The 25,199-nt window shown below is 59.9% G+C and carries 26 protein-coding genes; 14 read left to right on the top strand and 12 right to left on the bottom strand.

The window, feature by feature from the left end; genetic code table 11:
* Positions 1–20: 20 nt before the first annotated feature.
* Positions 21–281 carry a YebG family protein gene (locus tag PBDP_RS24515; RefSeq protein ID WP_003205410.1) on the bottom strand — a complete coding sequence of 87 codons (261 nt, stop codon included), beginning with the start codon at positions 279–281 and terminating at the stop codon, positions 21–23.
* A gap of 321 nt (positions 282–602) precedes the next feature.
* On the opposite strand from PBDP_RS24515, the gene PBDP_RS24510 reads away from it, so the two are divergent.
* On the top strand, positions 603–1,103 hold the full coding sequence (locus PBDP_RS24510; RefSeq protein ID WP_047699631.1) for a phosphate-starvation-inducible protein PsiE: 501 nt from the start codon (positions 603–605) through the stop codon (positions 1,101–1,103).
* Here PBDP_RS24510 and PBDP_RS24505 read toward each other — a convergent pair.
* Positions 1,100–1,417 carry a DUF3509 domain-containing protein gene (locus tag PBDP_RS24505; RefSeq protein WP_109754847.1) on the bottom strand — a complete coding sequence of 106 codons (318 nt, stop codon included), beginning with the start codon at positions 1,415–1,417 and terminating at the stop codon, positions 1,100–1,102. The genes PBDP_RS24510 and PBDP_RS24505 overlap by 4 nt on opposite strands.
* A gap of 507 nt (positions 1,418–1,924) precedes the next feature.
* Here PBDP_RS24505 and PBDP_RS24500 point away from each other — a divergent pair.
* A complete protein-coding gene (locus tag PBDP_RS24500) occupies positions 1,925–2,335 on the top strand; it encodes an HPF/RaiA family ribosome-associated protein (RefSeq protein WP_109754846.1) in 411 nt (136 codons plus the stop codon).
* 539 nt (positions 2,336–2,874) lie between these two features.
* On the opposite strand, the gene PBDP_RS24495 is transcribed toward PBDP_RS24500, so the two are convergent.
* Positions 2,875–3,750 (bottom strand): helix-turn-helix domain-containing protein, encoded by an 876-nt coding sequence (locus tag PBDP_RS24495; RefSeq protein WP_109754845.1) that lies wholly within the window; start codon positions 3,748–3,750, stop codon positions 2,875–2,877.
* Between the two features lie 140 nt (positions 3,751–3,890).
* On the opposite strand from PBDP_RS24495, the gene PBDP_RS24490 reads away from it, so the two are divergent.
* Positions 3,891–4,793 carry a DMT family transporter gene (locus PBDP_RS24490; RefSeq protein WP_109754844.1) on the top strand — a complete coding sequence of 301 codons (903 nt, stop codon included), beginning with the start codon at positions 3,891–3,893 and terminating at the stop codon, positions 4,791–4,793.
* A 45-nt stretch (positions 4,794–4,838) separates the two neighbouring features.
* On the opposite strand, the gene PBDP_RS24485 is transcribed toward PBDP_RS24490, so the two are convergent.
* The 5 genes from PBDP_RS24485 to norR form a co-directional block, all read right to left on the bottom strand.
* On the bottom strand, positions 4,839–5,810 hold the full coding sequence (locus PBDP_RS24485) for a 2-hydroxyacid dehydrogenase (protein ID WP_109754843.1): 972 nt from the start codon (positions 5,808–5,810) through the stop codon (positions 4,839–4,841).
* Positions 5,811–6,040: 230 nt separating this feature from the next.
* A complete protein-coding gene (locus PBDP_RS24480) occupies positions 6,041–6,790 on the bottom strand; it encodes a YkgJ family cysteine cluster protein (protein WP_109754842.1) in 750 nt (249 codons plus the stop codon).
* Between the two features lie 78 nt (positions 6,791–6,868).
* Positions 6,869–7,195, bottom strand: coding sequence for a hypothetical protein (locus PBDP_RS24475; protein WP_116833410.1), 327 nt, complete (start codon positions 7,193–7,195; stop codon positions 6,869–6,871).
* Positions 7,196–7,293: 98 nt separating this feature from the next.
* The gene (locus PBDP_RS24470; protein ID WP_109754840.1) at positions 7,294–8,196 is read right to left on the bottom strand and encodes a chemotaxis protein CheV; all 903 of its coding nucleotides are present in this window, start codon (positions 8,194–8,196) and stop codon (positions 7,294–7,296) included.
* A gap of 274 nt (positions 8,197–8,470) precedes the next feature.
* Complete coding sequence (gene norR / locus PBDP_RS24465) at positions 8,471–10,027, bottom strand: nitric oxide reductase transcriptional regulator NorR (RefSeq protein ID WP_212801429.1); 1,557 nt, start codon at positions 10,025–10,027, stop codon at positions 8,471–8,473.
* 152 nt (positions 10,028–10,179) lie between these two features.
* Between norR and hmpA the strand changes: the two genes are divergently transcribed.
* The 9 genes from hmpA (at position 10,180) to PBDP_RS24420 (ending at position 18,877) form a co-directional block, all read left to right on the top strand.
* Complete coding sequence (gene hmpA / locus PBDP_RS24460) at positions 10,180–11,361, top strand: NO-inducible flavohemoprotein (RefSeq protein ID WP_163856787.1); 1,182 nt, start codon at positions 10,180–10,182, stop codon at positions 11,359–11,361.
* A gap of 589 nt (positions 11,362–11,950) precedes the next feature.
* Positions 11,951–12,460: a disulfide bond formation protein B gene (locus tag PBDP_RS24455; RefSeq protein WP_109754837.1), complete on the top strand. Its 510-nt coding sequence runs from the start codon at positions 11,951–11,953 to the stop codon at positions 12,458–12,460.
* Between the two features lie 775 nt (positions 12,461–13,235).
* Entirely contained in the window at positions 13,236–14,183 is a 948-nt protein-coding gene (gene cyoA, locus PBDP_RS24450; RefSeq protein ID WP_003205397.1) for a ubiquinol oxidase subunit II, read from the top strand.
* 3 nt (positions 14,184–14,186) lie between these two features.
* Entirely contained in the window at positions 14,187–16,217 is a 2,031-nt protein-coding gene (gene cyoB / locus PBDP_RS24445) for a cytochrome o ubiquinol oxidase subunit I (RefSeq protein ID WP_109754836.1), read from the top strand.
* A gap of 3 nt (positions 16,218–16,220) precedes the next feature.
* The gene (locus tag PBDP_RS24440; RefSeq protein ID WP_109754835.1) at positions 16,221–16,847 is read left to right on the top strand and encodes a cytochrome o ubiquinol oxidase subunit III; all 627 of its coding nucleotides are present in this window, start codon (positions 16,221–16,223) and stop codon (positions 16,845–16,847) included.
* Positions 16,848–17,183 carry a cytochrome o ubiquinol oxidase subunit IV gene (cyoD, locus tag PBDP_RS24435; protein ID WP_025211927.1) on the top strand — a complete coding sequence of 112 codons (336 nt, stop codon included), beginning with the start codon at positions 16,848–16,850 and terminating at the stop codon, positions 17,181–17,183.
* Between the two features lie 11 nt (positions 17,184–17,194).
* The gene (cyoE, locus tag PBDP_RS24430; protein WP_109754834.1) at positions 17,195–18,082 is read left to right on the top strand and encodes a heme o synthase; all 888 of its coding nucleotides are present in this window, start codon (positions 17,195–17,197) and stop codon (positions 18,080–18,082) included.
* Between the two features lie 139 nt (positions 18,083–18,221).
* On the top strand, positions 18,222–18,566 hold the full coding sequence (locus tag PBDP_RS24425) for a toxin (protein ID WP_109754833.1): 345 nt from the start codon (positions 18,222–18,224) through the stop codon (positions 18,564–18,566).
* Positions 18,563–18,877 carry a helix-turn-helix domain-containing protein gene (locus PBDP_RS24420; protein ID WP_003205391.1) on the top strand — a complete coding sequence of 105 codons (315 nt, stop codon included), beginning with the start codon at positions 18,563–18,565 and terminating at the stop codon, positions 18,875–18,877. Before PBDP_RS24425 ends, PBDP_RS24420 begins: the two co-directional genes overlap by 4 nt.
* A gap of 237 nt (positions 18,878–19,114) precedes the next feature.
* On the opposite strand, the gene PBDP_RS24415 is transcribed toward PBDP_RS24420, so the two are convergent.
* The 4 genes from PBDP_RS24415 to PBDP_RS24400 all read right to left on the bottom strand — a co-directional run bounded on the left by PBDP_RS24415 (position 19,115) and on the right by PBDP_RS24400 (position 22,968).
* Entirely contained in the window at positions 19,115–19,819 is a 705-nt protein-coding gene (locus PBDP_RS24415) for a hypothetical protein (protein WP_212801428.1), read from the bottom strand.
* A gap of 138 nt (positions 19,820–19,957) precedes the next feature.
* Positions 19,958–20,701 (bottom strand): DUF72 domain-containing protein, encoded by a 744-nt coding sequence (locus PBDP_RS24410; protein ID WP_212801427.1) that lies wholly within the window; start codon positions 20,699–20,701, stop codon positions 19,958–19,960.
* A gap of 92 nt (positions 20,702–20,793) precedes the next feature.
* A complete protein-coding gene (locus PBDP_RS24405; RefSeq protein ID WP_109754830.1) occupies positions 20,794–21,807 on the bottom strand; it encodes a sensor domain-containing diguanylate cyclase in 1,014 nt (337 codons plus the stop codon).
* Between the two features lie 243 nt (positions 21,808–22,050).
* Entirely contained in the window at positions 22,051–22,968 is a 918-nt protein-coding gene (locus PBDP_RS24400; RefSeq protein ID WP_109754829.1) for a LysR family transcriptional regulator, read from the bottom strand.
* Between the two features lie 97 nt (positions 22,969–23,065).
* Between PBDP_RS24400 and PBDP_RS24395 the strand changes: the two genes are divergently transcribed.
* Positions 23,066–24,241 carry an aspartate aminotransferase family protein gene (locus PBDP_RS24395; protein WP_109754828.1) on the top strand — a complete coding sequence of 392 codons (1,176 nt, stop codon included), beginning with the start codon at positions 23,066–23,068 and terminating at the stop codon, positions 24,239–24,241.
* A gap of 151 nt (positions 24,242–24,392) precedes the next feature.
* Complete coding sequence (locus tag PBDP_RS24390) at positions 24,393–25,130, top strand: YiaD family glycine zipper/OmpA-like lipoprotein (protein ID WP_109754827.1); 738 nt, start codon at positions 24,393–24,395, stop codon at positions 25,128–25,130.
* Positions 25,131–25,199: the final 69 nt, after the last annotated feature.

The raw sequence follows: 25,199 nt of genomic DNA, 5'->3' as shown, positions 1-25,199 counted from the left end.
CCAAGGCGGCGATCTCTTGGTCATTCGTCCGACGGGTTGAGCAGTTCGGACAAGGCGTCCGGCTGGCTCTTGAAAGCCTTGGCGAACACATCACGATTCTTCGCCATGTAGATCCCGGCTTCCTCGACCTGTTGCTCGCTCAGCGATGGAACGGCTTTTTGCAACACCTCCGCCAGCAATTCGGCGAGTTCCAGCATTTTGTCATGACGGTCAGCTTCGGCTTTATCCATGAACAAGCGCTCCAGATCTCGGCTGCTGCGGTATACCACTTCGACGGCCATTCACCACCTCACATGCCTTCACATTGGTTGTCTTTGTGACTACTGTATTTATATACAGGCAAAAGAATAAGCGAATCCTTTTGCTTTGGATAGTGGCTTTTTAATGTAGACCGGTTTCTGCATGTGAGCGCGAAGCTAATGTGAGCAAAGCTTGTGTGGGAGCAAAGCTTGCTCGCGACCCGGCCGCATGAAGCCACCAAAAGTGCCGCATACCAGCCTATCGCCATCTCACTCTCAGTCGCTGGCCTTTTTTCTGCATGCAGAACAACCGTCACGTCCAACCCGCATCATCCGGTCGAGCCGACCTAAGGAAACTACATCGTGAAAATCAACTGGGCCGAGAATTTGCGCCAGAACGTCCATCAACTGGCCGAATCCCTGGGAAACCTGTTCGTCGAGACCTTTCACTACCTGGCGCTGTTCGCCATCGGTGCGGTGACCGCGTGGGCAGCGGTGATGGAATTCTTGCAGATGATCGAGGCAGGACACATCAAGATCGATGACATCCTGCTGTTGTTCATCTACCTGGAATTGGGGGCGATGGTCGGGATCTACTTCAAGACCAACCACATGCCGGTGCGGTTTCTGATCTACGTGGCGATCACGGCGCTGACACGGCTGCTGATTTCCAATGTTTCCCATCACAGCCCACCAGACCTGGGGATCATTTACCTGTGCGGAGGCATCCTGCTACTGGCGTTTTCGATCCTGGTGGTGCGCTATGCGTCGTCGCAATTCCCTTCGGTCAAGATCGAGCACCCGCACCGCAAGGTTGGCGCGGGCTCCAGTGAGCATGCCGAAGTGGAGAAGGGGGAAATCTAGAGGCCGGTGGCGGCGGAGGCTGGCCCCTGTGCGTGCGGTGGTGGCAGCTTGATGTTGTCACCGCCGGTCATTGCTTCGAGGATGGCCACGGCGCTGTGGCCCTGTTCGATGGCGATACCGAATTGAATGCTCTGCACCAGGCGCTTGAGCCGCTCCGGATCGTTGCGCTGCTGGGCGCTGATCATGCGTTTGGCGACGACGCGCCCGCTCTTGGACAGGGTCAGCATAATGCTGCCGTCCAGGCCCTGAATACTCAGGTTGATTTGATAATGCGGCGCAAAGGCGTCGGTAATGATCTGAAAAGGGTTGTCCATGATGCGTCACCGCCTGATTGAACGTGCAGTTGTTGACCGGCCGTGATCGGGATTAGTTCGCAACACCAGACCATCGGCCATTCCATGATCGTGTTCATCTCAAGATTCCGGGGCCGGGCAGGCCCAGGATCAAAAGACCGCGGCCTGCGGCAGCTCCTGCATAGAGTTAGCAAGTGGCATGCCGGAAAAACTGTCGGACAATGATCGCGGAGCCTGGGCGCCGAACGCTCTGGAATGCGGCCGTGGCCGCTGCCCGTTTCGGGGCAATAACGCGCGGATGTTCGTTGACGGTGCAGGAGGCAGGGACGATTTGCGCTGGATAGGCAGGGCAGGGGTAACTCCCGACATTAACAGCGCTTTTGCTCGTTGTCCGGCTTTATTTGCATATGAATATTTATCTTTTCCCAGGGGTTGAATTGTTCCTCCGCCAGCCCGACTCTGTATTCAAGGGGCCGTTGCATCAACGTCGATGGCCCCCGGCGAGCTAGCTGAAATAAGGGATGAACTATGCAAATCCAAGTCAACAGCGATAACCATATTCAAAGCAGCATCCGACTGGAGGAGTGGGTACGTACTACCATCGAAAGCACGCTCGAACGTTATGAAGAGGACCTGACACGGGTCGAGGTTCATTTGCGCGATGAGAACGGCGACAAGCCGGGTCCCCATGACCTGCGCTGCCAGCTTGAAGCACGGCCGAAGGGCCATCAGCCGATTTCCGTGACGCACAAGGCCGAATCGCTGGAACTGGCGATCGAAGGTGCGGCCACCAAACTTGAAAATGCCCTGGAGCATTTGTTCGGCAAACTGCGCGGCAAGCGCGCCGCCGTTGACAAGCCGAGCGAATCCGTAGCCTTGGCCGATGCGCTGCTGGAAGAAGAATTCCTCGAGAACGAACGGGCTTCGCTTCACGGCTGAAACCCCGTCCATTTCAATTTCGACTGAACAACGGGCCTGCAATTGCAGGCCCGTTTTGTTTTTGTATGTGAACTGTTATCTGGAGAAGCGCAATCGATGGGGGAGCGAGCCTGCTCGCGATAGTGGTGGGGCAGCTTGCATGGATGTTGGATGTGCCGACGTCATCGCGAGCAGGCTCGCTCCCACGCTGGATCTTCAGTGGGTTTGAGTTTCATGTTCAGCATAGAACTCCTGTGGGAGCGAGCCTGCTCGCGATAGTGGTGGGCAGCTTGCATGGATGTTGGATGTGCCGACGACATCGCGAGCAGGCTCGCTCCCACACTGGATCTTCAGTGGGTTTGAGTTTCATGTTCAGCATAGGACTTCTGTGGGAGCGAGCCTGCTCGCGATAGTGGTGGGGCAGCTTGCATGGATGTTGGATGTGCCGACGTCATCGCGAGCAGGCTCGCTCCCACACTGGAGCTTCAGTGGGTTTGAGTTTCATGTTCAGCATAGGACTTCTGTGGGAGCGAGCCTGCTCGCGATGGCGATAGCCGGGGCTAGCGCAAAAACGCCTGCCGATACTCTCCGGGCGTCGCGCCCAGGGCCTGGCGGAACCGGTTGGTGAAGTGGCTGGCGCTGGCAAACCCGCAGGCCAGTGCTACGTCGCCCAGCGGTTGTGAAGTGGTGCGCAGCAAGTGTTGCGCGCAGGTCAAGCGTCTAGCCAGTACGTACTGGTGAGGCGGCAGCCCGAAGCTTTCGCGGAACATCCGCGCGAAGTGGTATTCGGACAACGCACACAGCGCCGCCAATTGACCGAGACTGATGGCGTCGGCCAGGTGGCTGTCGACGTAATCCACCAGCAACCGCCGCTGGTGAGCGGCCAGGCCACCCTTGAGGCGAAGCCCTTGGCGCTGGCCCACCTGGCTGAGCAGCAGGTGGTTGAGCAGGTCGTGGGCCAGGCTGGTGGTCAGCAGGCGTTCGCCCGGTTCATCCCAGTTCAGCGCAATCAACTGGCGAAAACGCTGTGCCTGTCGCGGGTCGTCGAGGAATGTCTCCTCGTGCAATTGCACCTGTCGAGGCTCGCGATCCAGCAGCGTGACGCACCCCAGGGCGAATTGTTCAGCGCTGAAATACAGGTGGGCGAGGCGAATGTCGCCGTTGATGACCCAGGCTGACTCATGCCCGGCCGGCAGGATGCAGAGTTTGTCCGGTGCCCCCGTGGTGTCGGGTCGTTCGCGGCGAAACGTGCCGGTGCCGCCGGCGATGTAGCACGACAGCGTATGGTGGGTCGGCGCCTCATAGTCCCGGGCGTCGTGATGATTGCTCCACAAAGCGGCCGCCATGCCGTCCCCGAGCTCGGCACTGTGCTCCAGGCGAGCATTGGGCGAGCTGTTGAGGGCTTGAAAGACTTGCAGGGTTTGCAGTGTGGGCATGATCGGTTCTCTCCAACGCCTTGCATCCTACTCCGTCGATGGGGGCGTGCCAGCCTGTCTGTCGACAAAAACCGCAAGTTTACGCAAGTGCCGCAGGCGCAGTGGCGTGACACTGGCTGTCATTGTCAGGAGTCGTCGCCATGAACCTCTCGTTGTATCTGCTCACCGTGCTCATCTGGGGCACCACCTGGATTGCGCTGAAATTGCAATTGGGCGTGGTCGCCATTCCCGTGTCGATTGTCTATCGCTTCGGTCTCGCGGCTCTGATTCTGTTTGCGATGCTCTTGCTCAGCCGGCGCTTGCAGGTGATGGGGCGGCGCGGCCATTTGATTTGCATTGCCCAGGGCCTGTGTCTGTTCTGCATCAACTTCATGTGCTTCCTGACCGCCAGCCAATGGATTCCCAGTGGTTTGGTCGCCGTGGTGTTTTCCACCGCCACGCTCTGGAATGCCCTCAATGCCCGCGTGTTCTTCGGTCAGCGGATCGCGCGCAACGTGCTGTTGGGTGGTGCCCTGGGTCTGCTGGGGTTGGCGCTGCTGTTCTGGCCGGAGCTGGCCGGCCACAGCGCAAGTCCGCAAACCTTGCTTGGGTTGGCGCTGGCGTTGCTGGGGACCTTGTGTTTCTCGGCGGGCAACATGCTCTCGAGCCTGCAACAGAAAGCCGGCCTCAAGCCGCTGACCACCAATGCCTGGGGCATGGCCTACGGCGCGGCCATGCTGTCGCTGTGGTGCCTGTTCCAGGACATCCCGTTCGACATGGAATGGAACACGCGCTACATCGGTTCGCTGTTGTACCTGGTGATCCCGGGGTCGGTGATCGGCTTTACCGCCTACCTGACGCTGGTGGGGCGCATGGGGCCGGAGCGGGCAGCGTATTGCACGGTGTTGTTCCCGGTGGTGGCGTTGAACGTCTCGGCGTTTGCCGAGGGCTATCAGTGGACCGCGCCGGCATTGGTGGGATTGGTCCTGGTCATGCTGGGCAACGTGCTGGTATTTCGCAAGCCGCGACCAGCGCCAGCAAATGTGGTCTTGGGCGCTCGCTGAATCGAAAGGAATGGCAGGCCCGCCCGACAGGGCCTGCCAGGCGGGTTACTTCCAGACCTGCGGGTTGACCAGGTTCTGCGGACGCTCGCCCAGCAAAGCGCTGCGCAAGTTATCCACAGCAAGATTGGCCATGGCTTCGCGGGTTTCGTGGGTCGCCGAGCCGATATGGGGTAGGGTGACGGCGTTCTTCAACTGGAACAGCGGCGATTCGGCCAACGGTTCTTTCTCGTAGACATCCAGCCCGGCACCGCGGATGCGATTGTTTTGCAAGGCTTCGATCAGCGCCGGTTCATCCACCACCGGGCCACGGGAAATGTTGACCAGGATGGCGCTCGGTTTCATCAGGCTCAGTTCGCGCTGGCCGATCAGGTGACGGGTCTTCTCGCTCAATGGCACCACGAGGCAGACGAAGTCCGCTTCGGCCAGCAACTGATCCAGCTCGCGAAATTGTGCGCCCAACTGGTTTTCCAGCTCGGTCTTGCGGCTGTTGCCGCTGTAGAGGATCGGCATGTTGAAGCCCAGCCGGCCGCGCCGTGCAATGGCTGCACCGATGTTGCCCATACCGACGATACCCAGGGTCTTGCCATGCACATCGCTGCCGAACAATTGCGGCCCGACTGTCGCCTGCCATTGCCCGGCCTTGGTCCAGGCGTCCAGCTCGGCTACGCGACGGGCGCTGCTCATCAGCAGGGCGAAGGCCAGGTCGGCGGTGCTTTCGGTGAGTACGTCGGGGGTGTTGGTGAGCATGATCCCGCGCTCATTGAAGTAGGCCAGGTCATAGTTGTCGTAGCCCACCGAGACACTGGCGACCACTTGCAGGTTCGCAGCGCCCTGCAACTGCTCGCGCCCGAGCTTGCGACCGACCCCGATCAGCCCATGGACGTGGGGCAGGGCTTCGTTGAACTGTGCGTTGATGTCGCCCTTGGACGGGCTCGGCACGATCACGTCGAAGTCCTGTTGCAGGCGCTCGACCATCTGGGGCGTGATACGGCTGAAGGCAAGTACGGTTTTTTTCATCGTGCAAGGCTCGTCTGGGAGAAGATACCAAGCACGCTAACATTCCTGGCGAGGGTTAGGCGAGGGGGAGCTTGACTGGGGTATCGCAAACTCCACCTGTGGGAGCGGGCTTGCTCGCGAAGGCGTCGGGTCAGCTTGCATTGATTTTGAATGCCAGACCGCTTTCGCGAGCAAGCCCGCTCCCACATTTGATTTGTGGTGGGCTCAGATTTTGTAACCACTAAAAAATCTTATGCCGCCCGCAAGGAAATAAAGGCGTAATTGACCGGCGCTTCAGTAACCACCTGTGCGCCACAGGCCGATACCTGGCTGGCCACGTCGTCGCCAGACAGATGGAACTGCCATTGACTGAAGTGTTGTTGCGCCGGTTGCCGGCGCGCCTCATCGAGGGCTGCCACGAATGCGCTCATGTCCGGCAGGTATGCGGTGAAACCGTCGCCCTTGAGGGCCGTCGTGCGGATGCCGAGGGCGGCGCAGATGCGGTCCTTGATGGCGATCTCTTCACGGTCGGCCTGGCGTGAGCGTTCGATCAACCGAGCCAGTTCCTGGTCGACCAGTTCACCGCCGAGTATCAGTTGTGGCCCGGTTTCCCATGACTCGGGAGGGCATTCCTTGACGGCGATATTGAGGGGAATGTGCGGATTGATTTCCATCGGATAGATACGGCACACCAAGGGGCGACGCTCATAGATGCGACAGAGGTTTTCTTCGTCAAGATTCCGACAGCGGCCGACGTTGTAGGCGGCAAAAGTGATCGCCACAAAGGCCTCGGTGCTGCCGCTGTGGACCACCGCCGAGCGGCGCTCGGCATGCTCGCGTTGTACCGTCGGCAGGCCGAGGCCGTTCGGTAGGAAGGCCTCCACCAGGACAATCACCTGGCCGCCATCGTCCGCCCACATGCGGGCCTCGTCGAGGGTCAGGGGAACGTGGTGATCGGTGCAGCATTTGCCGCACCCTACGCAGGAAAACGTTGTGTTCATTGGGCGACCGATGGGGAAGGCTGAAACACGGCGACGGAAACACGCCGATCAGCTGTTGCGAAGCAAGTTATGCGCCATTCACCGGGCGCTATCGGTCGGACGGATCGAGTCCCACTCGGTGACATAGGCTGTCTTGGTTTTCTTGCGATAGAGGCACAGCTCGGTGCCACTCGCGCCTTTCATGTGCTTTTGCGGGTACTGGCCTTGCAGCAGCAACGCGGTGTAACCGACGCGGTCGTCGAATTGTGCGGCAGTGCCTACCGGTTCGGCGTCTTTCAAACTGCTGGCCTTGAGGCAACTGGCGAGTACGGCTTTATCGTGGGCTGCCCACGCGTCGGGACTGGAGGCGTGGGTCTGGGGGGCCAGGGCAGTGAGGCCAAGGAGGATCAGGGTTTGGGGTTTCATCAGCAATGTCCTTATTCTGGGAGGCCAGGGCAGGAGTATGCCTGAATGGTGCCGGGCGACGATCGATCCCAGGCCGCCCGGGACCGATCGGGTGTGCCTCAGTGACCTTGCTCGGCAACGGCCTTGGCCGCCGTGATCAGGCATTTGGTCAGTTCCGGCGAGGAGAACTTGGTGAGCACGCCGTTGGCGCCGGCCAGCCGGGCCTTTTCGCTGTTCATGGCGCTGTCCAGCGAGGTGTGCAGCAACACGTAGAGGTGGGCGAAGTCCGGCGTTTCGCGCAGGGTCCGGGTGAGGGCGTACCCGTCCATCTCCGACATTTCGATGTCGGAGACGATCAGGTTGATTTGTTCGGCCGTGCCTTGCAGGTCCAGCAGGCACTCGATGGCTTCCTTGGCACTGCGAGCAGTGTGGCATTGCAGGCCCAGGTTGCGCAGGGTGTGCACCGATTGTTGCAGTGCGACCTGGCTGTCATCGACCACCAGGATCCGTGCGTTGCCCAGGACTTCGGCGTCTTCCATGCTCAATTCGGTTGGCGCGGTTTCGATCTGCGCCGGTGCGATGCCGTGGATGACCTTTTCGATGTCCAGTACCTGCACCAGCGTACCGTCCACCGAGGTCACGCCGGTGATGAACGAGCGCACACCGCCGGAACCGTAGGGCGGCGGTTTGATGTCGGTGGTCAGGCAATGCACGATCTTGCTCACCGCCTGCACATGCAGACCCTGTTTGGAGCGACTGACGTCGGTGACGATCAGGCAGCCGCCATCCGGATCTTCCAGTGGCCGCTCGCCAATGGCGCGGCTCAGGTCGATCACCGACAACGATGTCCCGCGCAGGGTGGCGATGCCTTTGACGTGCGGATGCGACTCCGGCAGCTTGGTCAACGGTGGGCAGGGAATGATCTCACTGACCTTGAGCAGGTTGATCGCCATCAGCTTGCCGCTGCGCAAGGTAAACAGCAGAAGCGAAAGTGAATCTGCGCGGGCTTTGTTGGAAGACATAAAAACCTTCTGTGGAAAAAGGTGGGGCGAGCATACCGATCGCCAGAACAGCTTGTGATATTGGGTTATCGACTTGTTGGGGGCAGGCTTTAGGGCAAAAGCTGTGGTGAGGGGATTTATCCCCGATGGGTTGCGCAGCAACCCCAGAAACGTTGCGCGTTCAGTCTGATACTCCGAAGCAACAGGGTTTAGGGCCGCTTCGCAGCCCAGCGGGGATAAATCCCCTCGCCACAAGGTACCCACCATGTCCCGGGTCCAAGCAGGGGCAGGAGAGTTACTTTAGCCCCAATCGCCTGGCCATCCGCCCCAGGTTTGCCCGGTCCAGACCCAGCTCCCGGGCGGCGCTGGCCCAGTTGTGCTGGTGACGCTCCAGGCAGGCCGCGATCAGTTGGCGCTGGAACTCGTCCACCGCTTCGCGCAAGTCCCCCCTCACCTGCGCCATGGCCGGTACCGGACTGAGGGACGAAGGTGCGGGGTTATCCACAGGAGCCTGGGGCAAATCCAGGTCCTGGGCGCTGAGGCTGAGGATTTTCGGGCGTGTCGTGCACCGACCCAAGGCCTTCAGGGCGCTGCGGCCGATCAGGTGTTCCAGTTCGCGCACGTTGCCCGGCCAGTCGTAGGCCAGCAATGCCGCCTGGGCATCGCTGGTCAGGCGCAGGCTGCCCAGGCCCATGCGCGAACGATTCTGCTCCAGGAAGAACCCGCTGATCAGCAGCACGTCCCGCCCACGATCACGCAGCGCCGGCACCTGCAACGGATACACACTCAAGCGATGGTAGAAGTCGGCCCGATATCGGCCGTTGCGCACTTCTTCGGCAAGGTCGCGATTGGTGGCCGCGATCAGGCGTACGTCGACCCGATGTTCCTTGTCCGAGCCCAGGCGTTGCAGTTGGCCGCTCTGCAGCACTCGCAGCAACTTGGCCTGGACGGTCAGGGACAGCTCACCCACCTCATCGAGGAACAAGGTGCCGCCGTCGGCCAGTTCGAATTTGCCGCGCCGGTCGTTCGTGGCCCCGGTGAAGGCGCCTCGTACATGGCCGAAGAGTTCACTTTCCACCAGCGTATCCGGCAGGGCGGCGCAATTGAGGCTGATGAGTGGCTGCTCGGCGCGTTTTGACGCGGCATGGATGGCCTGGGCGACCAGTTCCTTGCCCACACCGGTTTCGCCTGTGATCAGTACGGTCAAGTCACTGCCGCCCACCAGCGCGATCTCTTCCACCAGGCGCTTGTGGGCCTTGCTCTGGCCGACCATGTCGCGAGGTTGCTGGCCGCTGGCCTGGCGATAGACCTCGGCGCGACGGTGCTCGTCCTCGGCCTTCAAGGCCAGCCGCTCGATGCGCTCGGCGGCGCTGACCGTGGCGGCGGCGAGGCTGGCGAAGGCTTGCAGGGCACTCAGGTCGATGGGCTCGAAGCGCTCCGGGTCCAGGGAGTCGAGGGTCAGCAGGCCCCAGGGGCGCTCGTCGACGAACAGCGGACAGCCCATGCAGTCATGAACCTCAAGATGCTCGGCCAACCCTTCGACCAGCCCGTCATACGGATCGGGCAGGCCGCTGTCGGCGGCGAAGCGGGTGGGCTGCGGGTTGGCCAGCAGTGCTTCGAAGCGCGGATGTTCGCTGACCCGGAACCGCCGGCCCAGTGTATCGGTGCTCAAGCCATCCACGGCGAGCGGCACCAGGCAGTCGCCGTCCAGGCGCAACAACGCCGCCGCATCGCAGGGCAACAGGGCGCGCAAGGTGCCGAGCAGTCGACGATAGCGTTCGCCTTCAGGCAATTCGCGGGACAGATCGGCCACCAGTGGCAGCAGGGAGGTCAGCAGAGCGGTTGCGGTCATAATGACTCCATATAGTCGTAACGACTATAAAGCGCGTCGTGTCGTTATGACTACAGTGTTCTTAACTTACTGATATTAAATGGAAAAATTTATGGCATGGAAACTGATAAGGCTTAGGTAACTGTTATCGGTCATATGCCAGGAGTCACCCTATGCTCAGTCGAGAAGAACGCGCCATCATTCGCTCCACCGTTCCGTTGCTGGAAAGCGGGGGTGAAGCGTTGATCACTCACTTCTATCGCATGATGCTGTCCGAGTACCCGCAGGTGCGCCCGCTGTTCAACCAGGCTCACCAGGCCAGCGGCGATCAACCGCGTGCCTTGGCCAACGGTGTGTTGATGTATGCACGGCACATTGACCAGCTCGATCAACTGGGCGACCTGGTGGCGAAGATCGTCAACAAGCATGTTGCCCTGCAGATCCTGCCGGAACATTACCCTATTGTCGGTTCATGCCTGTTGCGGGCAATCGCCGAAGTGCTGGGCGCAGAGATCGCCACGCCCGAAGTGATTGCGGCGTGGGGCGCAGCCTACAACCAGTTGGCCGATATCCTGATCGGCGCCGAAGCCGGCATGTACGACAAGAAGGCCGAGGCGCCGGGCGGCTGGCGTGGCGAACGAGAGTTCATCCTGACGGCCAAGGTCCAGGAAAGCTCGGAGATCACCTCGTTCTACTTTGAACCTGCGGACAAGGGCCCGATCCTGGTGGCCGAACCGGGCCAGTACATTGGCATGAAGCTGGTGCTCGATGGCGAGGAAGTGCGCCGCAACTATTCACTGTCGGCCCTGGCGGACAATGGTCAGTACCGTATCAGCGTCAAGCGCGAGCCGGGTGGGCGGGTGTCCAATCACCTGCATCATCATTTCGATGTCGGTAGTCGCATCCAGTTGTTCCCGCCGTCCGGGGATTTCTACCTGACCGCCAGCGACAAGCCGTTGGTGCTGATCAGTGGCGGCGTCGGCATCACCCCGACCCTGGCCATGTTGCAGGCGGCGCTGCAAACCGAGCGGCCGGTGCATTTCATTCACTGTGCGCGCAACGGCAGTGCCCATGCTTTCCGCGACTGGATCGACGACCTGGCCAAGCGGCATCCGCAGCTCAAGCGCTTCTACTGCTACGACGAAGACGACGGCTTGAGCCCGGCGGCCGACAAGGTGGGGCTGTTGAGCCAGGAGCAACTGGCGCAATGGCTGCCGCAGCAACGTGACCTGGACGCCTATTTCCTCGGGCCGAAGGGTTTCATGGGGGCCGTCAAGCGCCACCTCAAGGCCTTGGGTGTGCCGGACCAGCAGAGCCGTTACGAATTCTTCGGCCCGGCGGCGGCGCTGGAGTAAGGTCACGGCTAATTCGGGGAACCGGGTTGGCCTCATCGCGAGCAGGCTCGCTCCCACAGGGGATTTGTGGTGGACACGATTCCTGTGAACGCCAAAAAAAACTGTGGGAGCGAGCCTGCTCGCGATGGCATCGGCACATTCAACATCAATGCAAGCTGATCCACCGCTATCGCGAGCAAGCTCGCTCCCACAGGGGATTTGTGGTGGACACGATTCCTGTGAACGCCACAAAAAACTGTGGGAGCGAGCCTGCTCGCGATGGCACCGGCACATTCAACATCAATGCAAGCTGACCCACCGCTATCGCGAGCAAGCTCGCTCCCACCCTGGATCTGTGTGGTGACAAAATCCGCATTCGCCCCAAATCCCCCTGTGGGAGCGAGCTTGCTCGCGATAGCGGCGGCAGGTCCGCCCCTGTCCAACGGACCCGCATTAATCTGCTCTTAACCTTCTTGCGGTCTATTCCCCTCCAATGTCGACGCCCGCTGCTCGTTCACTGTCATGGTCTGCGTGTAGACTTCGGGCATCCGAGCGCGCACCCGAGTGTTGCCGTGCTGCGCGTCGATCCATGCAGACAAAGGGAAACGCAATGAGTGAGGAAATGATGCGGTTGGGCCGTGAGCGGCGCTACCTGGTGCTGCTGGGGCTGATCTGCCTGGCACTGATCGGCGGTGCGCTGTACATGCAGGTGGCCCTCGGTGAGGCGCCATGCCCGCTGTGCATCCTGCAACGCTATGCGCTGTTGCTGATCGCGATTTTCGCCTTCATCGGCGCAGCCATGCGCACCCGTCGCAGCCTGACGATCTTCGAAGGCCTGGTGGTGCTCAGCGCCCTGGCCGGTGCCGGGGTGGCGGGGCATCACGTGTACACCCAGTTCTTCCCCGCGGTCAGCTGCGGTATCGACGTGTTGCAACCGATTGTCGATGACCTGCCGCTGGCGAAGATCTTCCCGCTGGGCTTCCAGGTCGATGGCTTTTGCTCCACCCCCTACCCACCGATCCTGGGTCTGTCCCTGGCGCAATGGGCGTTGGTGGCCTTCGTGTTGACGGCGGTGCTGGTGCCGTTGCTGGTGTCGCGTAACCGTAAACAGATTCGCTGAACCGCCTTAATGAAACGCCCCGGTTTCTCTCCAGGAGAGCCGGGGCGTTTTGCGTTTCACTCTCGAGCCGGGTCGTCCTTGATCCGAGGCAAGAATGGCCTGCGACAATGTGCGACATGTTGTCACATATCTTGAGGCGCTCTGCCTTTGCGAGGCCGATTAAGCGCTTCTCCCTGTAATAAAAAAACGTCTGCTTTCGCAACAAGCGCATCGCTGGCAGCAGGCATTTTTAACAGCGAAGCGTCAGGCGCCAGAGGCCCCGAAAACTGGGCGCTTGCCGGGCAAAAAAGCGCTTGGCGGTCCTCCCGAGCTGTCTAAATCGGGCGTAGTAGGCCTACGTTTTTTGGGGTTCTTGTTGAGAATGAATTTCGATAACATGCTTGCCCGTTGCAATATCGGCAAGAGATTGTTGCCGGATCGGATAAAAATTATTTCGGGATGAGACATGGTCTACAGCGCGTCAGCTCACTACAATCGCCCGCACCGATTTTCCGACCCGGCTCAAGCTTGAGCACGAGAGTGGTCGAAGGGCGCCAGCGCCCCATGCGACCCCAGGTGTCGGTGCCTCCAACTATCCGCACCAAATGGAATTGGGCTTGAACTAGGCCTTTGACCAACGAATAAGAACTCACTGCTGGCCCAGGATGTGTCGAACAGCCGCTGACGTTCGACGGGCAGCCCTTATTCAATCCAAGAAAATGCCAACCCTTGGCAGGGTGAAGTGTTGGCGATCAAAACCCAACTGCATTGCGCAAGCTGCTTTAGAGGTCGTGAGATGAGTAAAAACAGGTACCCCCGATTACTAGGCTTGCTGCCGCTGCTCGGCACGTTGTTGCTGGGAGGCTGCAACATGACCCTGCTCGATCCCAAGGGCCAGGTCGGCCTGGATGAACGAAACCTGATCATCACCGCCACGTTGCTGATGTTGCTGGTCGTCGTGCCGGTCATCGTCATGACTTTCCTGTTCGCCTGGAAGTACCGCGCGACCAACACCAATGCCACCTACACGCCGAAGTGGTCGCACTCGACCAAGATCGAAGTGGCGGTGTGGACGATTCCGGTGCTGATCATCATTGCCCTGGGTTACGTCACCTACAAGTCGACCCACGCCCTGGACCCGTATCGTCCGCTGGATTCCGACGTCAAGCCGATCACCATTGAAGTGGTCTCGATGGACTGGAAGTGGCTGTTCATCTATCCGGAACAAGGCATCGCCACCGTCAACAAGATCGTGTTCCCGGCCCACACGCCGATCAACTTCAAGGTCACCTCTGACACCGTGATGAACTCGTTCTTCATCCCGGGCCTGGGCGGCCAGATCTACGCGATGGCGGGCATGCAGACCAAGTTGCACCTGATCGCCAACCAGAACGCCGAACTCGACGGTATCTCCGCCAACTACAGCGGCGCGGGTTTCACCGGCATGAAGTTCAAAGCAATCGCCACGACCCAGGAAGATTTCGACGCCTGGGTCAACGATGTGAAGAAGGCACCTAAACAGCTTGAAAAAGCTGAATACGAAGCCCTTTCCAAACCGAGCCAGAACAACCCAGTCGAACTCTACTCGTCGGTTACGCCGAACCTGTTCCAGACCATCATCGACAAATATGAAGGGATGAATCCGGGCAAGCCGATGCACCACGAGAAGAACGAGAAGGAAGTGGCTCACAACATGGAAGGGATGGACATGAGCTCGCATTCAGCTGCCGGGGCAGAGGAGTAAACGATGTTTGGTAAATTAAGTTGGGAAGCGATCCCGTTCCACGAGCCGATTGTCATGGTGACCCTCGCCATCATCGCGCTCGGTGGTCTGGCATTGTTTGCAGGCATCACTTATTTCAAGAAGTGGACCTACCTGTGGACCGAGTGGCTGACGTCGGTCGACCACAAGAAAATCGGCGTGATGTACATCATCGTCGCCATGGTCATGCTGCTGCGCGGTTTTGCCGACGCCATCATGATGCGTACCCAGCTGGCCATGGCCACCGAGGGTTCGCCTGGCTACCTGCCGCCTGAACACTATGACCAGATCTTCACCGCCCACGGTGTGATCATGATCATCTTCATGGCGATGCCATTCTTCACCGGCCTGATGAACCTTGCAGTGCCGCTGCAGATCGGCGCCCGCGACGTGGCCTTCCCGTTCCTGAACTCCTTGAGCTTCTGGCTGCTGGTGTCGGGCGTGGTGCTGATCAACCTGTCCCTGGGCGTTGGCGAATTCGCCAAGACCGGTTGGGTTGCCTATCCGCCGCTGTCGGGCCTGCAATACAGTCCGGGCGTGGGGATGGATTACTACATCTGGGCGCTACAGCTTTCCGGGTTGGGTACGACGCTGACGGGGGTCAACTTCCTGGCCACCGTGGTGAAAATGCGTACCCCGGGCATGAAGCTGATGGACATGCCGATCTTCACCTGGACCTGCACCTGGGCCAACGTCCTGATCGTCGCCTCCTTCCCGATCCTGACCGCTACCCTGGCTTTGCTGACGCTTGACCGTTACATGGATTTCCACATTTTCACCAATGAACTGGGTGGAAATCCGATGATGTACGTCAACCTGTTCTGGGCCTGGGGTCACCCTGAGGTGTACATCCTGATCCTGCCGGCGTTCGGGATTTTCTCCGAAGTCATCTCGACCTTCTCCGGCAAGAAACTGTTCGGCCACCACTCGATGATCTACGCTTCCGGCGCGATCTCGGTGCTGGGCTTCATGGTCTGGCTGCACCACTTCTTCACCATGGGTTCCGGGGCGAGCGTCAACGCCTTCTTCGGCCTGGCGACGATGCTGATTTCGATCCCGACCGGGGTGAAGCTGTTCAACTGGCTGTTCACCATCTATCAGGGCCGCCTGCGTTTCACCAGCCACGTAATGTGGACCCTGGGCTTCATGGTGACCTTCGCCATCGGCGGCATGACCGGCGTACTGCTGGCCATCCCGGGTGCTGACTTCGTGCTGCACAACAGCCTGTTCGTGATCGCGCACTTCCACAACGTGATCATCGGTGGCGCCGTGTTTGGCTACATCGCCGGTTTCGCCTTCTACTTCCCGAAAGCGTTCGGCTTCAAGCTGCACGAAGGTTGGGGCAAGGCCGCGTTCTGGTTCTGGATCACCGGCTTCTTCGTCGCGTTCATGCCGCTGTATGTACTGGGCTTCATGGGCATGACCCGTCGCCTGAACACCACTACCAACCCTGAGTGGGTGCCGTACCTGTACGTCGCCATGTTCGGTGCGGTGATGATCGCCGTCGGTATCGCCTGCCAGCTGATCCAGTTGTATGTCAGCGTGCGCGATCGCAACAAGCCAGAGAACATGTGCGAACACGGCGACCCGTGGAATGCCCATACCCTGGAATGGTCGACCTCTTCGCCACCGCCGTTCTACAACTTTGCCGTGCTGCCAAAAGCGGACGTCATCGACCCGTTCACCGAAGCCAAGGAAAACGGTACCGCGTACCCGGTTCCGGCCAGGTACGAGCCGATCCACATGCCCAACAACACCGCCACCGGTGTGGTCATGGGGGCGCTGCTGACCGTGTTCGGTTTCGCGATGATCTGGCACATCTGGTGGTTGGCCATCGCCAGCCTGGTCGGCACCGTGGTGTATTTCGCCATCCATGCCGCCCGTGACGATCAGGGCTACATGGTGCCGGTGGATGTCATCGAGCGCATCGAAGCCGAGCAGCACAAACGTCTGGTAGCGGCCGGGAAAGTCCCAGCCACCGCCACCCGTGTTGAAACCTCGTTGGAACAGGCTTAAACCATGTCGAACTTAGTGACCAATGTTGGACACGCCCATGGTCAAGACCATGGGCACGATGACCATCACCACGACTCGGGCGAGATGACCGTATTCGGTTTCTGGCTCTACCTGATGACCGACTGCATTCTGTTTGCGTCGATCTTCGCAGCGTACGCGGTGCTGGTTAACAACGTCGCCGGTGGCCCGTCGGGCCACGACATCTTCGAGCTGCCGTACGTACTGGGCGAAACCGCGCTGCTGCTGTTCAGCTCGATCACCTACGGCTTCGCCATGCTGGCGTTGTTCAAGGGCAAGAAAACCCAGGTACTGGGCTGGCTGGCCATGACCTTCCTGTTCGGTGCCGGCTTCATCGGCATGGAGATCAACGAGTTCCACATGTTGATCTCCGAGGGCTACGGTCCTAACCGCAGCGGCTTCCTGTCCGGGTTCTTCACCCTGGTCGGTACCCACGGTCTGCACGTGACCAGCGGCCTGATCTGGATGGCGATCATGATGTACCAGGTCCAGAAAAACGGCCTGACCGCCACCAACAAGACGCGCCTGAGCTGCCTGAGCCTGTTCTGGCACTTCCTGGACGTGGTGTGGATCTGCGTATTCACCGTTGTTTATCTGATGGGGACCCTGTAAATGGCTAACGCTCATTCCCATGATGGCCACGACGCCGGCCACGGCAGCGTCAAGTCCTACGCCATCGGCTTCATCCTGTCGGTGATCCTGACCGTCATTCCGTTCGGCCTGGTGATGTACCCGACGCTGCCGAAAAGCCTGACCCTGTGGATCATCCTGATCTTCGCCGTGGTCCAGGTACTGGTGCACCTGGTGTACTTCCTGCACCTGGACCGCTCCGCCGCCCAACGTAACAACGTGGTCGCGTTTGTCTTTGCCGCGATCGTGATCGTCCTGCTGGTTGGCCTGTCGTTGTGGATCATGTTCAGCATCCATACCAACATGATGGCGCACTGAGGAAAATCCGGATGTCCCTGAAGCACTTTATCCAAATCACCAAGCCGGGGATCATTTTCGGTAACGTGCTTTCTGTGGCAGGCGGTTTTTTCCTGGCCTCCAAAGGGCATGTCGATCTGGCCATCTTCCTGGCGGCGATGATCGGCACATCCCTGGTGGTGGCGTCCGGTTGCGTGTTCAACAACTGCATCGACCGCGACATCGACATCAAGATGGAGCGCACCAAGAACCGCGCCCTGGTTCAGGGCCTGATCCCGGTGCAACTGGCCTTGGTGTTCGCCACGGTGCTGGGCGTGGCCGGTGTCGCGCTGTTGTACTGGGTCGCCAACCCGTTGGCGGCGTTGTTCGCAGTGATCGGTTTTGTCATCTACGTCGGCCTCTACAGCCTGTACCTCAAGCGCAAGTCGGTCCACGGCACGCTGGTGGGCAGTCTGTCGGGGGCGATGCCGCCGGTGATCGGTTACGTCGCGGTGAGCAACAGCTTCGACATGGCGGCGCTGACGCTGCTGGTGATGTTCAGCCTGTGGCAGATGCCGCATTCCTATGCCATCGCGATCTTCCGCTTCAACGACTACCTGGCGGCCTCGATTCCGGTGCTGCCGGTCAAGCGTGGTATCCGGGTGGCGAAGAAGCACATCCTGCTCTACATCCTGGCCTTCCTCGTGGCGACCTTGATGCTGACCTTCAGCGGTTACGCCGGCATGAGCTACCTCGCCGTCGCCGCCGCCATGGGCATGTACTGGCTGTACATGGCCTGGACCGGCTACAAGGCGGTGGATGACACGGTCTGGGCACGCAAGCTGTTCGTGTTCTCGATCTTCACCATCACCGCTCTGAGCGTCATGATGTCCCTGGACTTCAAAGTGCCGAGTGAGCTGTTGCTGACTTACGCGCCTTAAGCTCCAGACGTTGCACAAAAAAGCCCCGCCTTCGAGAGAAGCGCGGGGCTTTTTTTCTAGATGGGCATGGATGGACTGTCATTCGTCGCAATAGATTTTGGTTTGTTGATCTATACGCAACTTGCATATAGTTTCCACCATGCGTACCCTGTTTTTTGAAACGACCACATTCACCGCCACGGTTGGCCATTACCTGACTGATGATGAGTATCGTCTGCTTCAGTCCTATATGCTGGAGCATCCAGAGGTCGGTGACGTCATGCCACGTACCGGCGGCTTTCGTAAGCTGCGCTGGTTCGATGAGCGTCGTGGCAAAGGGAAGCGGGGTGGGTTGCGAGTCATTTACTATTGGCTCATGAACGATCGTCAGTTTTGGATGTTCGCGATTTATGACAAGGACGAGTTGGTAAACCTGACCTCCGAGCAAGAGAAGACGCTCAAGCGCGCCATAGAAGCTGAGTTGAAAGTACGAGGTACCTTATGAAAAAGCGCGATCTGTTTGCCGAGATGATGCAAGGCGTCGAGGAGATGGCCGCTCACCGCGAGGGCAAGATTACCCTTCGCCAGATATCGATCGAAGACAAACCGGTTCCCGAGGTGTCGGCCCAGGAAATCGTGGCTTTGCGCGACAAGCTCCACATGTCCCAAGCCGTTTTCGCCAAGAGCATCAGGACCAGTCCAGGTACCCTGAGAAATTGGGAACAGGAAAAATCCAAGCCTAACGCCCAGGCGGCTTTGTTGATCAAACTGGTCGAGAAGTTTCCAGATATGGTCGAACGACTTGGCGCTGTTTGAACAGCTGACACCCATGAAAAAGCCCCGCCTTCGACACAAGCGCGGGGCTTTTTCATGGTGTTGTCGGTGTTTCCGTGGTGGACACATGGTCGACAAACGCTGCTGATCCATTGTGGGAGCGAGCCTGCTCGCGATGAGACCGGCACATTCAACATCGATGCAAGCTGAACCACCGCTATCGCGAGCAGGCTCGCTCCCACAGGTGTTTGTGGTGGACTCACAACCTCCTGAAAAGGCTTATTGCTGGGCGATGCTGTAGCCGTCGAAGGCTTTTTGCTGTTGCAGGGCGGTGACGATGCTCTTGCGGGTCACCGGTTGTTCGGTGCCGTCGTTGTCCAGGAAGGTTTCGCTTTCCAGCTCGGCTTCTTCGCCTTCGCCGACAAAATTGAAACCGAGGAATTCGAAGGCTTCACGGTCGACGTTCGGCTTGGAGCGTGGTGTGCGCAAGGGCAGGGTAACGCTGATGCCGTCCTTGCTGATGACAAACACTTCGGCTTCCTTCTTGGCTCGCGAGGCCTTGCCCTTGCTGCCACTTGGATTGCTGATGGCCTGGTGGGTCTGGTTCAGCACTTTCAGGGCCAGGCCGTAGACCAATTCCTGGAACGATGGATCGTCCTTGTAGCTGGAGAGAATGCGGCTGATCGGGAAGCGGCTGCTCAGGTCTTCCAGGGCCGCGAAGTCGGCGGCTTCGGCGTCCTTGAGCTGCTTGAGCTGGCCCATCAGTTCATAGGCCTTGTCGTCGTCGAACGCATCGTGAGCCTGGCGGATGGCGTTGCGCAGTTCGCGGATCTGGTCGCTTTCGCGGTTCGACTGGAACGCATCGAGGACCATTTCACTGATGGTTTTGGCCTGGGGCAGATGCTGTGAAAGATTGATGGAGTTTTCGTATTCCGCTTTGGACGACAGGGTGACTACGGATTCAGCGGTATTGGAATCGGACATTGAAATTTCACTACTTCTGTTAGCGGGATGAGGCGAGAAAGGCATTGAGCTTTTTTCCGGTCGCCTAATCTATTGGACGCGGACGGTGTTGTCACGGTCGGACCGGCGACAGGTTGGCTTTTGTTGCCGGTCCTGGCTTCAATCTCGCATCAGCTCCAACAGTCGCAGGGCATTGGGCGTTGCGGCGCCACTGGCAGTGTTGTCAAAGATGCACCAGGTCGGTGTGTCGGCCCCGGTCTTCAATTGCCGGGCGAGCCGTTCCAGCCAGGGCTCATCGTACGGGGAATAGTAAATTCGCGGCGAACCGTGCAACCGGTAGTAACGAACGCCAGGCCAGCCTGCCGGTCGATCGCAACCGGGCAATGGCGAGGGATCGGCGGCGACGCGGCCGATGTGCTGGGCTTGCAGCAGTGCTTGCGCCGTCGGCGCGAGCCAGCTCGGATGCCGGGGTTCAAGCACGGCATAGCCCTGATAACGGTCGCGCAATGCGGTGAAGAATGCTTCGGCCACTGCGGCATCGAAGGCCAGTGATGGTGGTAACTGGATCAGCAGGCAGCCCAGTTTCTCTCCCAATTGCGAGCATTGCCCCAGAAAATCATCCATAAGCCCTTCGCAATCGAGCAGCCGCCGTTCATGGGTGATCTGTTTTGGCACTTTGACCGAGAAGCAAAAGTCCGAGGTGACGCTATCGGCCCACTTTGCGTAGGTGGCGGGGCGGTGTGGACGGTAGAACGAACTGTTGATCTCCACCGCCGGGAAGCGTGCGCTATAGCGCTGCAAGTGGGTGCCCTCGACGGGAAAGGCCGGCCATTGCTCCCGGGGTAACGACCAACCGGCGCAGCCCAGATAAAGGTTAGAAGGGGAGGGGGATCGAGTCGACAAGTGCCCGGACCTGATTGCAAGCGTTACAACCTATGACCGCTGTAAACGCCGCAAAGATGCATTCATTTTTGCCGCGGACCCTGAGCCCGGTTTCATTTGCAGATCACATTCTTGCCGGCCATCTTGGAGCGATACAGCGCCTGGTCCGCCCGGTCCAGCAGCGCCGCTTGTTGTTCATCGTCGAAGCGCTGCACCACGCCAAAGCTCATGGTGATCTGAAAATCGCCCACCGGCAGCAGGTCGGACAATCCACGGCGAATGGTTTCGGCCATCAGGCAGGCGTCGGTCAGGGAGGTGTTGGGCAAGATCATGATGAACTCGTCGCCGCCCCAGCGCACCAGCAGGTCGCCGTCGCGCTCGCAGCGCTGGACCGCCTGCACCACTTGCACCAATGCCGCATCGCCGAAAGCATGTCCGTAACGGTCGTTGATGTCTTTGAAATCGTCGACATCCATGGCGATCAGCGACAAAGGTTCGCGAAAGCGCTGGGCACGTTCGCAGGCCAGTGGCAGCGCTTGCTCCAGGCGATAGCGGTTGGCGACCAGCGTCAGTGCATCGGTCTCGGCGAGTCGACGGTTTTCCTCGAGTTGAATCTGCAATTGTTGGTTGACCCGGGACAGTTCGCGGGTGCGCTCTTCGATCACTGCTTCCAGGGACTTGTTGCGCCGCTCCAGTTGCTCGAACAAGCGCTTCTTGTCGTCGATACTGCGATGGGCGCCGATCATGCGCGCCACCGTGCCGTCAGGGTTGCGGGCGATCACGTAGCCGCGATCCTCGATCCAGATATAGGAACCGTCGCGCGTGCGACAACGGTATTCGGCCTGGTAGCCGTGGGATCTTTGTTCCAGATAGTCGTCGAACAACGCCATGACCCGTGGATAGTCACCCGGGTGGATCACGCTCTCCCAGGTCAGCACGGTGTTGTCCAGGGAGTGAGGCGGGTAGCCAAGCATCGTGTACCAGCCGGGATTGCGGTAGACGAAGCCGGTGTTGGCATTCCAGTCCCAGATGCCATCGCTGACCAGTTCCAGGATGGTGTGCAGTACGCCTTCGTCCAGATCGGACAAGTCGAACCGCAGCATGTCGATGTTCGAGGCATCTCCCATCGTCGTTTCCTCAATCAGCCTTGATATCAAAATGCTCGTCCAAGGAGGAAGAGTAGCTGATGGGGCGCGGGGTCACTAGCGGGGGATGTTCAGGCGGGGTTCGCTTTTGTGGCGAGGGGATTTATCCCCGTTGGGTCGCGTAGCGGCCCCAGAAATCATCAAACCCGACATCATCTGCGATGTGAGCCGACAGCCTTGGGGTTGCTTCGCAACCCAGCGGGGATAAATCCCCTCGCCACAACATCATTCGGCTGGGGTTGGGGGTTTGCCCCATTTCTTCAGCGCAAACTCGACAAAACTGCGCAGCTTCGGCAAACGGTAGCGATCCTGCGCGTACATCAGGCTCATCGGCCGATGGGGCAGCTGGTAGCCCGGCAGCAACGTCACCAGGTGTCCATCCTTCAGGTCCTGGGCCACCAGCGCATCGGGCAGCATCACCACGCCCATCCCGGCCAGGGCGGCGCGATGCAGGCCCGAGGAGCTGTTGATCAGCATCGGTCCGTTCACCGGGATCTTGATCTCGCCTTGCGGGCCATTGATCGGCCAGTGATCCTGGGCAAAGCGCCATTCGTCTGCTGCCGAATAGGCGAACGACAGGCAGTCGTGCTGTTGCAAGTCCGCGGGTTGTTCCGGCGTGCCTCGCCGGGCCAGGTAAGCAGGGGAGGCACAGATAGTCAGGGTGTAGTCCATCAACGGACGGGCAATCAGTTTCGGGTCGGGATGGCCAAGGCGGATGGCCACGTCGAAGCCATGGTCGAGCAGGTCCAGGCGCTGGTTGGTCAGCACCACGTCGAGCTTGACCTGGGCGAAGCGCTGGCTGAATTCGGCCAGCGCCGGCGAAAGGCGTTCGGTACCAAAGGTCAGCGGTGCGGTGATGCGCAGGGTGCCGGTGGGCTCGCCCTGGGCCTGTTCGGCCAGGCGTTCGGAATCGGCCACCAACCCCAACACTTCCAGGCAACGCTGGTAGTAGGCCGAGCCGAATTCAGTCAGGCGCTGGCGCCGTGTCGTACGGTTGATCAGGCGCACGCCGAGGCGTTGCTCCAGCGCCCGAAGATGATTGCCCACCATGGTGGTGGACATTTCGCAGGCCTGGGCCGCCGCTGTCAGGCTTCCGGTTTCTACCACCTTCACGTAAACGGTCATTGCCTGGAACAGGTCCATTATCAAGCTCAACTTTTAAATGATTGAAGTAAAGTCGCATTTATCCATTTTGAGTGGCTAACCATACTGGAAAAAACCACCCGATGGAGCTTGAGCCATGACCGCTGCCTGCCTGATGACCACTTACCAACCCCTGGCGCTGAATTTCACCCATGGCTTGGGCACGCGCCTGTGGGACCAGGACGGCCGCGAGTACCTCGATGCGGTGGCGGGCGTGGCGGTGACCAATGTCGGCCATTCCCATCCTCGGCTGGTGGCCGCCATCAGCGAGCAGGCCGGCCTGCTGTTGCACACGTCCAACCTGTACAGCATCGATTGGCAGCAACGCCTGGCGCAAAAACTCACCCAGTTGTCCGGGCTGGAGCGGGTGTTTTTCAACAACTCGGGCGCCGAGGCCAACGAAACCGCGCTGAAACTGGCGCGCCTCTATGGCTGGCACAGGGGCGTCGAGCAGCCGTTGGTGGTGGTCATGGACAACGCGTTCCACGGGCGCACCTTGGGCACCATGTCCGCCAGTGACGGCCCGTCCGTGCGGCTGGGTTTCAATCGGTTGCCGGGGGATTTCATCAAGGTACCGTTTGGCGACCTCGCGGCGTTGGAAGAGGTCCGGCAGGCTCATGCCGAGCGCATCGTTGCGGTACTGGTGGAGCCGATCCAGGGCGAGAGCGGTGTGCAGCTCGCCCCACCGGGTTACCTCAAGGCCTTGCGGCAACTGTGCAGCCGGCGTGCCTGGCTGTTGATGCTCGACGAGATCCAGACCGGTATCGGTCGCACCGGCCAATGGTTCGCGTTCCAGCATGAAGGCATCGTGCCGGACGTCATGACCCTTGCCAAAGGCCTGGGCAACGGCGTGCCCATCGGTGCCTGCCTGGCGCGGGGCAAGGCTGCCGAGTTGTTTACTCCTGGCAGTCATGGCAGCACCTTTGGCGGCAATCCACTGGCCTGTCGGGTCGGCTGCACGGTGCTGGATATCATTGAGCAACAAGCGCTGGTGGATAACGCCAGGCACCAGGGCGAACAATTGCTGAGTCGGTTGCGGATCGAGTTGGCGGACAACCCCAATGTATTGGCGATTCGCGGTCAGGGCTTGATGATCGGCATCGAACTCAAGCAACCGGTCCGCGACCTGACCCTTCGCGCCGCCCGGGACCACGGGCTGCTGATCAATGTCACCCGGGGCCAGACCATCCGCCTGTTACCGCCGTTGACGATCGATGGGCGCGAAGTGGAGATGATTGTCAGGGGCGTGAGCCGCTGTCTGGCGCAGGGTTGAGGGGCGTTCGCCCGGACGCCGGTTTTTATCGGGCAGCCGGGCGAAACGCGACGCAGCGGGACGGAATTTTTAACGATTGCCGTGTTCCAACGCCTGCCAGAGTCGATTGCCTACGCCCTGGCACTTCAGACTGAAAACCCAGGAGCATTCCATGTTCACCTCGCGTCGCTTGATCGTTGTCGCTACTGCTGTGGCCCTGTTGTCCGGCTGTGCGTCGCCTAACCCCTATGACAACCAGGGCCAGGCCTCTACCGAATCGTCGGGTATGAGCAAAACCGCCAAGTACGGCGGCCTCGGTGCACTGGCGGGGGCGTTGGCCGGTGCGGCCATCGGTCACGATAACCGCGGCAAAGGGGCATTGATCGGCGCGGCGGTGGTGGGGGCTTCCGCAGCTGGCTACGGCTACTACGCCGACCAGCAGGAAAAGAAACTGCGTGCGAGCATGGCCAATACCGGCGTTGAAGTGCAGCGCCAGGGTGACCAGATCAAGCTGATCATGCCGGGCAACATCACCTTCGCCACCGACTCGGCGAACATCGCCTCCAGCTTCTACCAGCCACTGAACAACCTGGCCAACTCCCTCAAGGAGTTCAACCAGAACCAGATCGAAATCGTCGGTTATACCGACAGCACCGGCAGCCGCCAGCACAACATGGACCTGTCCCAGCGTCGTGCCCAGAGCGTGGCGACCTACCTGACATCCCAGGGCGTGAGCGGTGCCAACCTCTCGGCCCGTGGCGCCGGCCCGGACAACCCGGTGGCGAGCAACGCCGACGTCAACGGCCGTGCGCAGAACCGTCGTGTCGAGGTGAACCTCAAGGCTATTCCGGGCCAGAATTACCAGCAGGCACCGCAGCAGCAGGGGCAGACTTACCAGCAATATCCGTAATCGCTGGGCGATAAATGAAAGGGGGGCCATGGAAACATGGCCCCCCTTTTTGTGGCTGCCATTTACCCT

It is taken from the genome of Pseudomonas sp. St290 (assembly GCF_018325805.1).
Classification (GTDB): domain Bacteria; phylum Pseudomonadota; class Gammaproteobacteria; order Pseudomonadales; family Pseudomonadaceae; genus Aquipseudomonas; species Aquipseudomonas bijieensis.
This window is presented reverse-complemented; position numbering and strand designations above follow the sequence as displayed.